This window comes from Dictyobacter halimunensis (assembly GCF_036245075.1).
Window position 1 is genome coordinate 2,393,269 of sequence record NZ_BSRI01000001.1, and the last position, 14,286, is coordinate 2,407,554.

Annotated in this window: 12 protein-coding genes; 8 read left to right on the forward strand and 4 right to left on the reverse strand. The window is 54.5% G+C overall.

What is annotated here, in order from left to right; translation table 11 throughout:
• Nucleotides 1–306: 306 nt before the first annotated feature.
• On the reverse strand, nucleotides 307–972 hold the full coding sequence (locus tag AABA21_RS09630; RefSeq protein ID WP_338249238.1) for an alpha/beta hydrolase: 666 nt from the start codon (nucleotides 970–972) through the stop codon (nucleotides 307–309).
• Nucleotides 973–1,541: 569 nt separating this feature from the next.
• Between AABA21_RS09630 and AABA21_RS09635 the strand changes: the two genes are divergently transcribed.
• The 4 genes from AABA21_RS09635 (at nucleotide 1,542) to AABA21_RS09650 (ending at nucleotide 7,099) form a co-directional block, all read left to right on the forward strand.
• Complete coding sequence (locus AABA21_RS09635; RefSeq protein WP_338249240.1) at nucleotides 1,542–2,252, forward strand: hypothetical protein; 711 nt, start codon at nucleotides 1,542–1,544, stop codon at nucleotides 2,250–2,252.
• 413 nt (nucleotides 2,253–2,665) lie between these two features.
• The gene (locus tag AABA21_RS09640; RefSeq protein ID WP_338249242.1) at nucleotides 2,666–3,769 is read left to right on the forward strand and encodes a sensor histidine kinase; all 1,104 of its coding nucleotides are present in this window, start codon (nucleotides 2,666–2,668) and stop codon (nucleotides 3,767–3,769) included.
• 271 nt (nucleotides 3,770–4,040) lie between these two features.
• Entirely contained in the window at nucleotides 4,041–5,681 is a 1,641-nt protein-coding gene (locus AABA21_RS09645; protein ID WP_338249244.1) for a peptide ABC transporter substrate-binding protein, read from the forward strand.
• A 215-nt stretch (nucleotides 5,682–5,896) separates the two neighbouring features.
• The gene (locus AABA21_RS09650) at nucleotides 5,897–7,099 is read left to right on the forward strand and encodes an enolase C-terminal domain-like protein (protein ID WP_338249246.1); all 1,203 of its coding nucleotides are present in this window, start codon (nucleotides 5,897–5,899) and stop codon (nucleotides 7,097–7,099) included.
• A gap of 113 nt (nucleotides 7,100–7,212) precedes the next feature.
• Here the strand turns inward: AABA21_RS09650 and AABA21_RS09655 are convergent, their stop codons facing one another.
• Genes AABA21_RS09655 through AABA21_RS09665 form a run of 3 tightly spaced genes read right to left on the reverse strand, consistent with a single transcriptional unit; the run spans nucleotide 7,213 to nucleotide 8,845 of the window.
• The gene (locus tag AABA21_RS09655; RefSeq protein ID WP_338249247.1) at nucleotides 7,213–7,455 is read right to left on the reverse strand and encodes a hypothetical protein; all 243 of its coding nucleotides are present in this window, start codon (nucleotides 7,453–7,455) and stop codon (nucleotides 7,213–7,215) included.
• Between the two features lie 9 nt (nucleotides 7,456–7,464).
• Nucleotides 7,465–8,496 (reverse strand): IS4 family transposase, encoded by a 1,032-nt coding sequence (locus tag AABA21_RS09660; RefSeq protein ID WP_420917106.1) that lies wholly within the window; start codon nucleotides 8,494–8,496, stop codon nucleotides 7,465–7,467.
• Nucleotides 8,426–8,845: a hypothetical protein gene (locus tag AABA21_RS09665; RefSeq protein WP_338249250.1), complete on the reverse strand. Its 420-nt coding sequence runs from the start codon at nucleotides 8,843–8,845 to the stop codon at nucleotides 8,426–8,428. Before AABA21_RS09665 ends, AABA21_RS09660 begins: the two co-directional genes overlap by 71 nt.
• 762 nt (nucleotides 8,846–9,607) lie before the next feature.
• On the opposite strand from AABA21_RS09665, the gene AABA21_RS09670 reads away from it, so the two are divergent.
• The 4 genes from AABA21_RS09670 to AABA21_RS09685 all read left to right on the forward strand — a co-directional run bounded on the left by AABA21_RS09670 (nucleotide 9,608) and on the right by AABA21_RS09685 (nucleotide 14,249).
• Nucleotides 9,608–10,066: an RNHCP domain-containing protein gene (locus tag AABA21_RS09670; protein ID WP_338249252.1), complete on the forward strand. Its 459-nt coding sequence runs from the start codon at nucleotides 9,608–9,610 to the stop codon at nucleotides 10,064–10,066.
• Between the two features lie 229 nt (nucleotides 10,067–10,295).
• The gene (locus AABA21_RS09675) at nucleotides 10,296–10,787 is read left to right on the forward strand and encodes a hypothetical protein (RefSeq protein ID WP_338249254.1); all 492 of its coding nucleotides are present in this window, start codon (nucleotides 10,296–10,298) and stop codon (nucleotides 10,785–10,787) included.
• A 308-nt stretch (nucleotides 10,788–11,095) separates the two neighbouring features.
• Complete coding sequence (locus AABA21_RS09680; RefSeq protein ID WP_338249256.1) at nucleotides 11,096–12,619, forward strand: alpha,alpha-trehalose-phosphate synthase (UDP-forming); 1,524 nt, start codon at nucleotides 11,096–11,098, stop codon at nucleotides 12,617–12,619.
• A gap of 217 nt (nucleotides 12,620–12,836) precedes the next feature.
• Complete coding sequence (locus tag AABA21_RS09685; protein WP_338249258.1) at nucleotides 12,837–14,249, forward strand: carotenoid oxygenase family protein; 1,413 nt, start codon at nucleotides 12,837–12,839, stop codon at nucleotides 14,247–14,249.
• Nucleotides 14,250–14,286: the final 37 nt, after the last annotated feature.

Consider the following 14,286-nt stretch of genomic DNA (forward strand, 5'->3'; position numbering starts at 1 on the left):
GAACGCTTGTCAGCTTTACACTATCTAATGAACGATAAACACAGCCGATTCTTTGGTATCAAATTAGACGCCCGTGAATGAGGTTGTAGATATAACGGACAACGGAATGCTACACGTATGCTGGCAAAGCTTTCAGGCAATGCCACACTATCTACATGCAGAAGTAGTGTATGTAGGAGATGAAATGTATGTTCCCAATAGTTACCACATACTGTGTCAAAATGCACCAAACCCTGGTGGGGATGATGAAAAAGGTGGAGGTTCTGGAATATATTGTGTTTCCAGTGCCTCCGCCTGTTGCCTGTTTCAGGACGCGATAAGGGCTTGCATCATGGCGTTCACATGTGCGATCTCATCGTCGTTGACGGTGTGGCCCATGCGGGGGTAGATGCGTTTGGAGACGGTTGCCCCCATGCGCTGCAGCACATCGGCCGACAGGTCGACGCGCTCCTTCGGGATGTGGGGATCGTGATCGCTGCAGCCCAGAAAGGCGGGTGTGTCCGCCAGTGAGCCTGGATAGTCGCGCGGGAGCGTATTTGGTCCGATCAGCCCACCGCTGAGGGCCGCGATTCCACCATAGCGGCGGGCGTTGCGTGCCGCGAACTCAAGCGAGAGGCAGGCACCCTGTGAGAAGCCCAGCAGGATTGTGCGCTCGGGCGCGATGCCCGCCTCGCGCAGGCTATCCAGTAGCTGCCCAATCACCGATAGGGCTGAGGAGAGATCCGGTTCGTTGCTGCTGAGCGGGGCCAGGAAACTGGTGGGATACCATGTGCTTCCGGCCGCCTGCGGGGCGATATAGACGAAGCCTGACGGCTGCAATTCGGTGGTTAAGCCAAGAATATCACGCGCGGAGGCGCCACGTCCATGCATCATAATCATGGCCGCCCGCGCCTGATCCAGCTGTTCGCCCGCCATCAGTACGGGTTGACCACGGTGTATACCGGTAATTTTATTAACAGGTGGATTGTCCAATCTATTTTCTCCCTGGGTTGAAGGCCCTGACGCCTCCAGATGAATATGTGGTGATAGCATAAGCATGTGCATAAGAGTATAACGCTTACGGATCTGAAAGTCATTATTAGCCTCACCGTTTACTTTGGCAACAGGACTTCTCAGCTCATTGAATATTTGACATCGCTTGAAAAAATGTGACTTAATAAGAAGAGAAAAATTATACCTAAATTTTTCCTCTCAGGGGATATGCCGAAGTTTGGTTCTCCCCGTACAACTCAATCGTATCCTGGGATGCTACGACTCTTCCGATAACACAGAAGTGCGCGGAAGCTGTTGTTTGCGTTTATCTACATCATATATATTCCAATAAGCTATCATAAAGAGCATGTCGACGCCACTCGATCGCAATTAACTCTGTCTTACGGCGCAGTCGTTGTGCTAGCGTCACACGACCAGTCATTCTCTCAGGTGGCTGCGCTCATATAGTTTAAGTGGTATACCTGCCTGTCTGCTTGCCTGCGGTTGTGCTAATTGAAAGCAGTTCACCAGGCGGAATGGTATATCTGCCGTAGAGGAGCCTGAACATCATGACCTACACACGCCGAAATCTGGTTGAGGAACAACAAGAGGCCAGCCAGAAAATTAAGCAACTCGCTGCTATCTGTGAGCAGCTTCACTTCCACCTGGATCCTGTGGACTGGAAACAACATGGAATGCGAGCTATAGTATATATCAATGGGATTGAGATTGCTCCTCTGATCGAGTTTAACCAGTTCGAGGCCGATTCTGTCTTGCGGCGTGTGCGCATTAATTTGCTGGCCCATGCGGCCCTGCAAAGTGTGCATGACGATGCAGACCTCAAAGTGCTGATGTGGAGTCCCGTGGATGTCACGAAGCCAGAAGAATTTTTGAGCCTGTGGATCGTTACGCTGGAGACCGATGAGCGCATCGCTATCGCCGAGCGCATCAAGGATGGACAGCGTGTCTATGAGCCCTATCCGTTCAATGGCAACGATAGAGAGCAGTGCGCCCGGCTATTCGGACCGGCCAGCGAGGGTGATTATCAGCCCGGTGAGACGGTAACCCTGAAAGAGCGCGAACGCGAATTTACAGGTGAGGTCCTGTATAGTATCCCTCCTGGTAAGGTAGTCACCAGCCGCAAACCCAATTCCAGGGGATACCATGCGTCCTCCGGAGCATCCTCAGCCAGCACTATCGCCGCCCGCTATATCGTCGACTGCAAAGATGGCTTCCCCCACATCGTCAACCAGACCCAGGTAAGCCGCCAGGCCTCCTGATAACATACGCCCTGCGCAAAAGATGTGTTTATATGGATGCAGGGGCGCGATTGCGCCCCTGCATCCGCTTTTTCTCAAGAATGTGTCTGACACGCAAGATCATTGCCTGCGCGTGCTGTGGATTTCGCATCGGTGGTGCTCAGAGTACTTTGTATATAGGTGCAACAGGGGCGCGATTGCGCCCCTGTTGCACCTATACACAAAAACCAGTGCGGCCGCGTAGCGGACGCCCGTGCGGGGGCGCATACCTCCATCTGTAAAAAGTGTGTCTGACACCCCCCTGACTCTTCATGCTGTTTTCGGACGTTTTTTGTGTGTTGAAGTGTCTACCTGCAATCATGGATGTAGGCAATACGCATGTTTTCAACTTCTTGATACGTCTAGAAAATCATGGAGAAAAAAGGTGCAATCATATGCAAAGCTTTTTCTGTGCGTTTTTCCCCATCTCCCCCCGTGCTACGTATTCCTTCTGGCATACATCCGCGTTTGGTTATCTCGCTAGCATCTTGCTGATCGCCGCGATGATTATGCTGAAGAATATGGATGTGTTCCTGGCAAAGGCTCCCTACTTCGCGATTGCTCCTCTTGGGTTGGTCTCGATTGTGATCGCTCTGACCTGGGGTATCGGACCGGGTCTGTTTTCGCTGGTACTGGGATTGGTGGCCGCGCAATATTTTATCGTGCCCGGTGTTTTTACATCCGATGTTGGTCGCGATAGCGCGATCGGTGGTCCTTTTGTGATCAGCGATCTGCTGGTTGTTGTGCTGGTTGCCAGGTTGTCGATGGTTACCCGGCAGCTCAAGCAGGCGAACCAGGAGCTTGAGCAAGCTTCACGTATAAAAGATCAGTTTATTGCGCGCGCGACGCACGAACTGCGTACGCCATTGACGACGATTCGGGGACAGGCACAACTGGCCCTGCGTCGTTTACGAAATTTCACGGACAGCGTTTCTCAAGCCACTCTCCAGAAGCATTTCGAGAAGGTGTCTGCGCGGGCGGCAGACATGCAACTCTTGCTGGATGATCTGCTGGATCTCAATAGCCTGCGCGTTGGGACGCTGTCCATGCACTTTGATAGCTGTGATATAGTGGATGTCTGTCGCGAGGTGGTGGTGGAACAGCGCGAGGTTTCAGGCCGCGATATTACTTTCACTGAGACGGGAGAGCATGGCCTTCTCTATGCCGACCAGAAGCGGTTAGCACAGGTAGTTACGAACCTGCTCAACAACGCGATCAAGTATTCGACAGAGGATACCATTATTAGCGTCGCCCTGAACCAGGAACCACGCGAGGTCGTGCTCCAGGTCCACAATGAGGGTCCTCAGCTATCGGAAGCGTCTCTGAGAAGGGTCTTTGACCTCTTTTACCGTGCTCCCGAGGCTGAAGCGACCCAATCAGGATGGGGTATTGGCCTGACGATCTGCCGCGAGATCGTTGAGCAGCATCATGGCCGTATCTGGGCCGAGGCCTCACCCAATGGCGGCGCCACCTTTTTTGTCTCCCTCCCCGTCCAATAGCATCGTTGACAAAATTCGTGCGACCCAGTTCCCTGTGAATAAACGCAAGAGGAATAAAAAGATAAGCCCGCGGCGTTTTAACTAAGGCAACATCTGAATCTTCAATACATACGTGAAACGTATAGATAAACTGCGCGGGACAGAGGCGACTGTCTGTCCGACATTGCTACCTGGATAGGTCTGTGTGCCGCCGTTATGGTTGTGCTATAATTGCGATTTTCTCAGGGTATCATGTTTCAACGTATCTGTAACAGAAAGCGAGTACTTATTTATGTCTGCATGGCGGAGCCAACTTCCGCGTTCACTTTCCTTGCTCTTGCTGACGGCCGTTGTTGTGCTGCTCAGCGCCTGCGGTGGAGCGACCAGCACGCCTTCCAAGAGCAATAATTCTTCTACCCCTGCCACCAACCAGGTGCTGCGTTTCCCCAATGTGGGAACCGCCGATATCGGTAAACTTGATCCCGCCAGTGGTCCCGATGCCAATTCTAACCAGGCCGTGAATATGATTTTCAGCGGGCTGGTGCGCGCGGATCAGAATCTGAAGGCACAGCCTGACCAGGCCACCTCGTGGGATGTGTCGAAAGATAATCGGGTCTATACATTTCATCTACGCAATGATATTACCTTTTCTGATGGCACCCCGATTACGGCGCAGTCTTATGTCTACACCTGGACGCGCGCCTTACTGCCAGAGGTGAAATCGCCGGTTGGCCCGGTTCTGGAAGAAGCTATTCAGGGCGCCAGCGATGTCATTAATGGTAAGACCAAAACCCTGACCGGCGTGAAGGCGCTGGATGATCATACCTTGCAGGTTACACTGGTTCGCCCCACCTCCTATTTCCTGCAGCTGCTGACGGTCTCCATGTTCCGGCCTCTAAACCAGAAGGTGATCGAGCAGTATGGGCAGACGGACTGGGTGAACCACGTCGCGGGCAGCGCTATTGGCTCCGGCCCGTTCATGGTCAAATCGTGGCAGCATGGGGTGAAGATGGTTTTTGCCCCCAATCCACACTATTATGGTAAGAAGACGCAGCTCAAAGAAGTACAGATGTCCTTCGTGAACGACGCCTCGACCGCGTTCAAGGCCTATCAGGCCGGCCAGTACGATCTGGTGTGGGGATTGACTACCAATGACCAGCTGCAGGCGCAGAGTATGCCTGGTTTTGTGCGCAAGCCGGTCTTGGAGAGCGATCTGCTGTTCTTTAACAATAAGATGGCCCCCTTCGATAAGACAGCGGTGCGCCAGGCATTCGCCGCCGCCATCAATAAGCAGGCGCTGGCCAAAACCATCTTCCATGACACGGTAACGCCGGCCAGCACTATCATCCCGCCCGGCATGCCCGGTTCGCAGGCCGACTATCCCGGCATCCCATTTAATCCAGACAAGGCGAAGTCCCTGCTCAAGAGCGCCTATCCTGACGTGAGCAAGATACCGCCGATTACCTTCTCCTATCCATCGTCGCAGGTTACGCCTGAACTGGCTGAAGCCCTGCAGCAGATGTGGCAGGATAATCTGGGTGTGAAGGTAAAGCTCAATTCGGTGGAGTTGACCAGCTATAACGCTGAGACGACCAAGCGTACCATCCAGTTTGGCTTTACGCAATGGGGCGTCTACTTCCCGGACCCCTATGAGTGGTTGGATCTCAGCCTGCTCTCGAACTCCGCCAATAACAACGGCAACTGGAGCAATCCGCAGTTCGATCAGACCGTGGCCCAGGCCGAACAGACCTCCGGTGATGCTCGTCTGGCCCTGTATGCCAAAGCTGAGCGGATCGCCATCGATAATGTTGGCTGGTTGCCGATCGACCACCAGTCAGCCGCGGCGATCATTCCGTCCAAAATCCATGGTGTCACCATGAACAGCAACGGACTCTACTTCGGCGACTGGTCCGATGTCTACCTGACCAAATAGCCTGTCTTGGCGTTCCAAACCCCGGTGACTCAGCCTGAGTCGCCGGGGTTTTTTTGTGTTGTTGCATGGGGACGCGAATACGCCCCCATGCAACAACACAAAACTGACTCCTGAGCACCGCAGGTGCGAAAACTCTCGCAGGCATGGTTGAAGAACACTATGAAAAAATGTTAAGCTTATGCATAAACAACGCAACTGGCTAGAAAAGAGGAAGTATGCCAAACATCACCATCAGGGATGTGCGTGTCATCCTGACGATGCCAGACACCAGTCGTCTGGTAATCGTTAAAGTTGAGACAAGCGAACCGGGACTCTATGGCGTTGGCTGCGCGACCTTCACGCAGCGTCCATTGACGGTACGCTCCGCTGTTGTGGATTACCTCAAGCCCTTTCTGCTGGGCAAAGATGTGATGAGGATTGAAGACCTCTGGCAGACGATGTATCAGAATTCGTACTGGCGCAATGGTCCAACCCTCAACAATGCTATTTCCGGGGTGGATATGGCGCTGTGGGATATCAAGGGCAAACTGGCGAATATGCCGGTCTATGAGCTACTGGGCGGCAAGTGCCGCGAGGGAGCCGCCGTCTATCGCCACGCCGATGGACGTGATGAGGCGCAGGTGCTGGAAAGCGTGCAGGCGTACATGGAGCAGGGCTATCAGCATATCCGCTGCCAGTGGGGCGGCTATGGTGGGCGCACGGAGCTCAAGGTTCCGCCAGATCAGGCGCTGCCGGGCGTCTATTATGATCCCGAAGCCTATGCACGCAGCGTGCCGCGCCTGTTTGACTATTTGCGCGGCCACCTGGGATACGCCATTGAGCTCCTGCACGACGTGCACGAGCGCCTGCCACCCATCGAGGCCATCCGGCTGGCTAAACAGCTTGAGCCCTATCGGCTCTTCTTTCTGGAGGATCCTTTGCCGCCTGAGCAGAATGGCTATTTCTCCATGTTGCGCCAGCAATGCGCCACGCCGATCGCCATGGGTGAGCTGTTCAACAATCCCCACGAATGGATCCCTCTGATCACCAATCGCTGGATCGACTTTATCCGCGTGCACATCAGCCAGATCGGTGGTCTGACGCCCGCGAAAAAGCTGGCCACGCTCGGCGAAGCCTTTGGGGTGCGCACCGCCTGGCATGGTCCTGGAGATACCTCTCCGGTGGGACACGCCGCCAACCTGCACCTTGATCTCAGCAGCCACAACTTTGGCATTCAGGAAGGCCACGCCTTCAGCGAGCAGGAGCAAGAGGTCTTCCCCGGTTGTCCTGAGCTGCGCGGTGGCTATATGTACGCCAACGACAGGCCTGGCCTGGGCATCGACATCGACGAACAGCAGGCCGCCCGCTATCCCTGCACCGAGGGGCCACCCGAATGGACCCTGGCCCGCTCCTGGGATGGCACCGCCGCCCGCCCGTAATCCCACGCGAACCAACGTGTTCCATAGGTTCGGGCCTCGCGCCCCGCGATTACGTGATTATGGGTGTCATTCACGTTTTTGCAAAAATCGGAACGCCCATGTAGGGTCGACCTTCAACGGTCGACCGGGCCGCGATCGTCAGCGATTGCGGCCCCGTGCCCGGCCGGTTCGGCTTCTCGTGGAGAACATCTCGCCCCACGTGGTACCCCAGGAGGAACGTTCGTTTTTGGGTACGCCAGCGCAACGTTGCGGGTGGGTACAGCGCGGGCCGCCATGAAAGAGAGGGGAAGCGGTGTCGTGGGGGTACGGGGGCTGCCGTCGCTGGCGCTGGCAGCCCGGTCGACCGTTGAAGGCATCTGTTGATACTAAATCACGATGAAGGTGAAAAAACGAGGCACAAAGTCGGGTCGATCCGAACGTGACTGATGGATACGATGGGCGTAGCGTGGCGTGCGGATGGTCGGCAGATCAGGTGGGGCCGGGGCGTAGGACCGAAGCAGCGCTGGGACGACTGGCTCAATGCGCCGCGAGGGCCGGATCAAGCCCTGGCGCCGACCCACCTCGAGCAGTCGCTGGATCAGGGGCTGCCCATCCGATCGCGTAGGCGCCTGAGCAAGCAAGGTGGCAAGCACGGGCAAGGACACGTCGAAGAGGGGGACCTGGGCGGCGAAGGCCACCTGAGCATGGAGCGCATGGAGCACCTGAGCCAGGATGAAGGCGGCGAAGAGCTGCTGAAGCACCAGGAGGGGATCGCAGGACCACCACACGCGAATGCCCAGCGTGCATTTGAGCGCTTTGAAGGCCAGCTCGATCTCCCAGCGCCGCGCGTAGAGGCGAGCGGCCTCGCTCATGCTCAAGCGATCGGGTTCGCAGATGTTGGTCAGATACTGGTACAGCTTGCCGTGATGCTCAAACTGGATCAGGCGCACCCGGTGGGCACAGCGATCGGCGCGGTAGGCTCCCAGCCAGATGAGGGCGTCTAGCGTGGTGCCGTGTTGCACAAAGACGTGCAGGATCTGGTAGGAGGTTTTCTCCCGCATCCGCGAGAGCCAGAAAAAGCCCTGGTCCGTCAGCCAGTCAAACCAGGGAAAGCTGAAGTAGCCCAGGTCGGCCAGCAGCAGGCTGCCAGCGGGCAACCCGCGCACCACGTCCTGGACGAGGAGTTTTTCATTGGCAAAGACGTCCTCACGAAAGAGGATACGGACCCATTGCTGGCGGCGGACATCAAAGAGGGCGGCCAGTCTGCCGACCAGCAGGCGTGGACTGTCCACGGCTTCATCGCGCACATCCTGCATGCGCCGCTGGACAGCATCGAGCGTCGTTTGATCAAGAGCGAAGATATGGGAAACCCAGGGAAGCAGATCGCACTGGGCTACCGCCTGGGTTTGGGCATGCAAGCCGGTGCTCACGCGCAGCAAGGAGGCGCTGCCAGACGTCGAGGGAGGTGTGCAACAGGCGTTTGCGGATGGCGTCACGAGTATGGGGCAAGAGAGGAAAGTGGCCGACTCCCGACCAGGTGATCAGGCGCCAGACGCAGGCATAGCTCTTCAAGCCGCGCAGCAGCGCCAGCAGGACCGCCAGACACAGATGCTCGGGGGAGAGCACCGCGGGTCGTCCACGAGGGCGGCTCACTGCAGCAGCAGGGGGATCAGGAGGGGCGATGATGCGTTGCAAGCAGTCAACCATCTGTTGTGAGAGCGAATCGGCATTCGCCTCTTCTGGCTGAGATGCGGTATGATAAGGCATACGAGGAAGATCCTTTCGAAAACGTGTGAAGACAATTTCTTTGGATTTTCCTCGATGTTTGCCACGCTGGCAAGTCTCCCCCCAATCCAGAGACCTTTTGGCTATTTAGTATCAACAGATGCCGTTGAAGGTCGACCCTACATGGGCGTATCGTGTTGGTGGGGGCGTGCCGGTTTTCGGGGCGTGCTCTTTTTGCAACAACATGAATGACACCCCGTGATTATTGTATGCTTGACTTTTATGTGGGGGGCCTGTATACTGACCAGGTAACCTCGATTTCTAGAAAGGGATTTTATGCAAGTCCTCTCATTTACATTTGTGGCGGGTGCGCACTAATCACGACTGTACTCTTTGTCTGTACAGTGTTTCTTTTGCTTTGTGGCTCTCTCTGTGTAACAGATTGATGATAGGCCACAGCACGCATAGTTATTACAACAGCCCCTCCACAAATCCTTCCACATCTTTTCCTTAATTTCTAATTCTCTGTGCACTTTTTTGGTATGCATGCGCCCGGACATCTTTATGCCTTTGCGGAACCCATGCGCGTGCATGGGTGCACAGCATCTCCACTGTTGAATTTGCCGTCGGGCTCTGAAGCCGTCCGGCATTAGAAGGGAAGCTATTCATGGGTATCAGTATGTTAACAATACGTCCTGTCCTCTCTCTGGTTTTTTGCGCCACCGTACAGACTGCATCGCGGGCAGTGGTGGCGCCATGGCGTTCAAACAAACTTTTTGTTGACAGAAAAGAAGAGGACAACCATTGCGTACAACACGTAGGCATACCACCCATAACGATTACCGGGAATATTCGACCCATAAGCCCACCCGCCAGCATCGACATAACCGATCCACGAACGATGTCTTTAAATGCAGGAACTGCCGCCGCTTTATTGGTCCCTTGCCATATGGCGGCCACCATCGGAACCACTGTCCATTCTGCCTGTACTCGCGGCATGTCGATGAGAGTAAGGGGGACCGTCTGAACGCGTGTGGCTCAAAGATGGCCCCGATTGGCTACTTTCAGCGGCCAAATGGTGAGTATGTGCTGGTTCATCGCTGCCTGGGCTGCGACTTTGAGCGTTTCAATCGCATCGCGGGCGATGACAATTTTGATCTGGTGCTTACCCTGCCAGAGTTGTCGCCACGCACCGGACGCGATGTGAAGCTGCAACGTATGCTACAACAACTGGAAGTTTCAGACCTGACCGAGACCGAGTAGCTCGCCTGATTTCCTGTGCGCGATCGCACCGTTTTTTCTAATGATGCACGGAATGCGCATTCGCGCATTCCGTGCATCATTAGAAAAATGATTCCTGAGTACCGCAGGTGCGAAAACTCATGACGAAAATTTTTGTAGTGAGAAGCGATGGACGAGACAAAACAGGCATGAAGAATGTATAATACTCAAAAGTCATGTGTAACAAAACACATAGCGGAAGGTCTGTAGGATGTTTAAGAGGGATCATTTGTTTATCCTGTTTATTTTGTTGGGCGCGATGTTCGTCATGTATACGCTCTTAAATACTCATCTGCTTTACATCACACGCTACATTGTTGCCATCGAGTCGGTCTTATTTATCGTTATCTTTTTTGTAGAAAGTTGGAAGAGCAGCGTCTCCTGGCGCCTGAAAGGCCAGATGATTCTCTGTCTCGTCCCTTTGATTGGCCTTTTGATTGTACTCTTCCCTTTTCTTGGGAGCGGTGGCGCCTACGTGCAGGCACCTTCCCAGGATCCAACGGTGAAGGTTCTGGATGCAATCAGCAGCTACTGGGAGGCTGGTGGAGGCTGCATACTGCTCTGCTGCGTGACGCTTTTTGCGCTTAAGGTGCAAAAATTCTATCGCGAGCTAGGACGCATCAGAGTCGCCGACATACCTCAGCCAGCGCCTCAGGAGCCGCGCCGGCGACGTGTCTATTTCGCTGAGGATTCCGAATACTGAATGACCTTCCCTTTTTGTTTGGAAGAAGGTGGTATAACACAACAGGTGGGTGCACCCCGCCTGTTGTGTTGTGCTGCGATCCACAATGACATATTTTTAACCGAGATTCAACAAAATCACATATTTATGATGTAAACTATAATAGGAGATATGATGAATTTTAGTTGTCAACAATGTGCTTATGGTCGACAACGCCGCTGCAAGTATTTCTTGTATAGTTGTTCAGGCGGCTTTCTGTCTTGCTTTGATCATATGGTTCGTGTAAAAATAGGAGGCAGATTTAGTCGTATTGAAGGAGTGGGGGATTGATGTCTACAGCAACCAGAAAGAAACCTCAAACTGACAATGGTCAATTATCTATAGATGCTGACCGTCTTATTATTGCTACCAATCGTGGACCCGTTGAGTACTTCAAAACGAAGGAAGGTCAGGTCAAGTCACGCCGTGGATCAGGCGGCGTGGTTACGGCTCTGACGAGTACCGTCAGTAAGGTCAATTCCACCTGGGTTGCCCTGGCGATGACCGATGCTGATCGCGAGGCGCTCAAAGCGGCGCAAGATGGCATCATGCCATCACCGATCAAGGATATCGATGTGCGCCTGCGTTACGTGACGGTCCCAAAGACGATGTATCGCAAGCACTATGATATGGTCAGCAATCGCGTGCTCTGGTTTACGCAGCATTACCTGTTGGAGCAGGCAGCGGATATCATTCCGTTTAAGCAGCTGCAAGATATCTGGAATAATGGTTACTATAGGGTGAATAAGGCTATCGCGGATGCCGTGAACGCGGAGATTGCCAGCCAGGATTCCAAGGCGCTGGTGATGCTGCACGATTATCATCTGTACCTGGTCTCGGGCATGATCCGTGAGCAGCACCCCTCGGTGGCGATGCAGCAATTTATTCATATTCCCTGGCCCGAGCATCGTTACTGGGCCTCTTCGTTGCCGACTGATATCACCGGCGATATTTTCCGGGGCCTGCTGGGCAACGATATCCTTGGTTTTCAGACGCGAGGGGATGCGCATAATTTCCTGGATGGTGTGCGTGCCTTTATTGAGGATGCCGAGGTCAGTTTTGATGAGCGCCATGTAACTTTTCACGGTCATCAGACCCATGTGCGCGATTATCCCATCTCTATATCGGTCTCCGATGAGCTCCGCCTGGTGAATAGCAACGCGGGCAAGCGGGCCGCCGAGAATATCAAGCCGCTGCTGAATAAATATAACCTGATGCGCGTCGACCGCATCGAGCCGACCAAGAACATCGTGCAGGGCTTCCTGGCATACGAAACCTTGCTGGAGCAGCATCCAGAGCTACACGGGCAAACGACCTTCCTGGCTTTCCTGATTCCTTCGCGCCAGTCTCTTCCTCTCTATCGAGAATACCATGACGAGACTATGAAAGCGATCGAGCAGATCAATCAGAAATACGGCAACAAGGATTGGGAGCCGATCCATACCTTTGTGCAGAATGATCGCACCACCGCGCTGGCTGCGCTGCAATTCTATGATGTCCTGCTTGTGAACTCGCTGATCGATGGGATGAACCTGGTGGCGAAAGAGGGTGCAGCCGTCAATCGCAATGATGGCGTGCTGGTGCTGTCCCGCAGTAGCGGTGCTTTCCAGCAGCTAGAGAATGCCTCGATCGCTATCTCGCCGGCGGGACGCAACGAGACCGCCGAGGCGCTCTACAAAGCGCTGACTCTTCCTAAAGAAGAGCGCCATGAGCTGGCCGAGCGCGCCCACCACGAGGTAGAGACTGATAATCTGCGCACCTGGATGACCCAGCAGATTAACGACATCAATGATCTGCTCAAGAGCCGTGACTAAGCAGTTTTAAGCGCATAACACAAAAGAGGAGGCCAGTCTCACACTGGCCTCCTCTTTTGTGTTATGCGCTGTTTTTGCCTGGACCTTTGCGTATATTTGCCGGGTGAGACGCAGCGGCGAGCTGGTGCCTCAGCAGTCATAGCAGACAATGAATGCCTGGAGATGTATATTGATATATATTACTGAGTGGTTGCCCTGACGATTAGGAGATATCGATATGGAACACGACTCAACAATCGGCTATACGTCTTTAAATGAAGAGATTGCTCTGGACCAGCTTCCGATCCAGGGTTCCATTCCGGTGTGGCTCAGCGGTTCTCTCGTGCGCAATGGGCCCGCGAAGTTCGAGGTGGGCACGGAATCCTTTCAGCACTGGTTTGATGGCTTTGCTATGCTGCATCGCTTTACCTTTGAGCGGGGCCGGGTCTCGTATGCCAACAAGTTTCTGCAGAGCGATAGCTACCGGCAGTCGATGGAGCAGGGACGCATTGTTGGCGCGTCCTTCGGCACCGATCCCTGCAAAGCGGTCTTCAAGCCGTCGATGACGGAGGTTGTCAACGCCAATGTCAGCATCAACCATGTGGCGGGCGAGTACGTGGCGATGACCGAGACCCCGCTGCCGGTGGTGTTTGATCCGCGTACTCTGGAAACGCTGGGCGTGATGGAGTTTGGTGACCGCTTAACCGGTCATCATGGCTCAGCCCATCCGCACCACGACGCCAGCAATCGCAGGACGATTAGCTATATGACCGAGTTCGGCATGGAGAGCCAGTTCAAGGTCTTCGCTATCAAAGAGGGCCGACCGGAACGTACGCTGATCGGATCCTATCCCGTCATGCTGCCTTCATATATCCATAGTTTTAGCATCAGTGAACAGTATGTGATCATCGCCGAGTACCCATATCGCGTCAACCCTATGGAACTGTTGATGCGCAACCGGCCCTTTATTGAGAATTTCAAGTGGTATCCTGAGCAGGGCACGCAGTTGCTCGTGATGGATAAGCGCAATGGTTCGATCGTGGGCAGGTTCAGTACCGACGCCTTTTTTTCCTTCCACCACATCAACGCTTTTGAACAAGATGGCGATGTCTTCGTTGATCTGTCGGCTTATCCCGATGCCTCAATCGTCACCGATCTCTACCTGGAGCAGTTGCGCAATAACAGGGGGCGAGTCGACGGTACGAACGAGAGCGAGTTCAGACGCTACCACCTCCCGCTCGGCCATCCCGCCGATCCCGTGACATACGAGATGTTGTCATGGCAGGGGATCGAACTGCCGACCATCAATTACCGGCGCAGCAACGCGCGTGAGTATGGGGTTGCCTACGGGATAAGCGTGGACAAGCAGCGTCCCGAGGCGGTCTCCAATCAACTGGTGCGGGTCGATGTCGATACGCGCACCACCACCATCTGGTCTGAGCAGGATTGCTATCCGGGCGAGCCGATCCTGGTCGAGGCGCCTGATGCGCGTGCCGAGGATGACGGCGTCGTGCTCTCCGTGGTCTTAAACGCTCGCAAGGGCAACTCGTTCCTGCTGGTGCTGGATGCCCATACCTTTGCCGAGATAGGTCGCGCCGAGGTGCCGCATCATGTGCCGTTCGGCTTCCACGGCTGGTTCTTCCCGACATAGGTGCCAGGTTTGATCCTTAGATGCTGGGTTTGACCCC

What these genes read in the sequence shown, in the direction of transcription:
- AABA21_RS09635 (WP_338249240.1), top strand. Translation starts at nt 1,542, where the DNA reads ATGACCTACACACGCCGAAATCTGGTTGAGGAACAACAAGAGGCCAGC.
- AABA21_RS09680 (WP_338249256.1), top strand. Translation starts at nt 11,096, where the DNA reads ATGTCTACAGCAACCAGAAAGAAACCTCAAACTGACAATGGTCAATTA.
- AABA21_RS09675 (WP_338249254.1), top strand. Translation starts at nt 10,296, where the DNA reads ATGTTTAAGAGGGATCATTTGTTTATCCTGTTTATTTTGTTGGGCGCG.
- AABA21_RS09650 (WP_338249246.1), top strand. Translation starts at nt 5,897, where the DNA reads ATGCCAAACATCACCATCAGGGATGTGCGTGTCATCCTGACGATGCCA.
- AABA21_RS09655 (WP_338249247.1), bottom strand. Translation starts at nt 7,455, where the DNA reads ATGCCTTCAACGGTCGACCGGGCTGCCAGCGCCAGCGACGGCAGCCCC.
- AABA21_RS09665 (WP_338249250.1), bottom strand. Translation starts at nt 8,845, where the DNA reads ATGCCTTATCATACCGCATCTCAGCCAGAAGAGGCGAATGCCGATTCG.
- AABA21_RS09685 (WP_338249258.1), top strand. Translation starts at nt 12,837, where the DNA reads ATGGAACACGACTCAACAATCGGCTATACGTCTTTAAATGAAGAGATT.
- AABA21_RS09645 (WP_338249244.1), top strand. Translation starts at nt 4,041, where the DNA reads ATGTCTGCATGGCGGAGCCAACTTCCGCGTTCACTTTCCTTGCTCTTG.
- AABA21_RS09640 (WP_338249242.1), top strand. Translation starts at nt 2,666, where the DNA reads ATGCAAAGCTTTTTCTGTGCGTTTTTCCCCATCTCCCCCCGTGCTACG.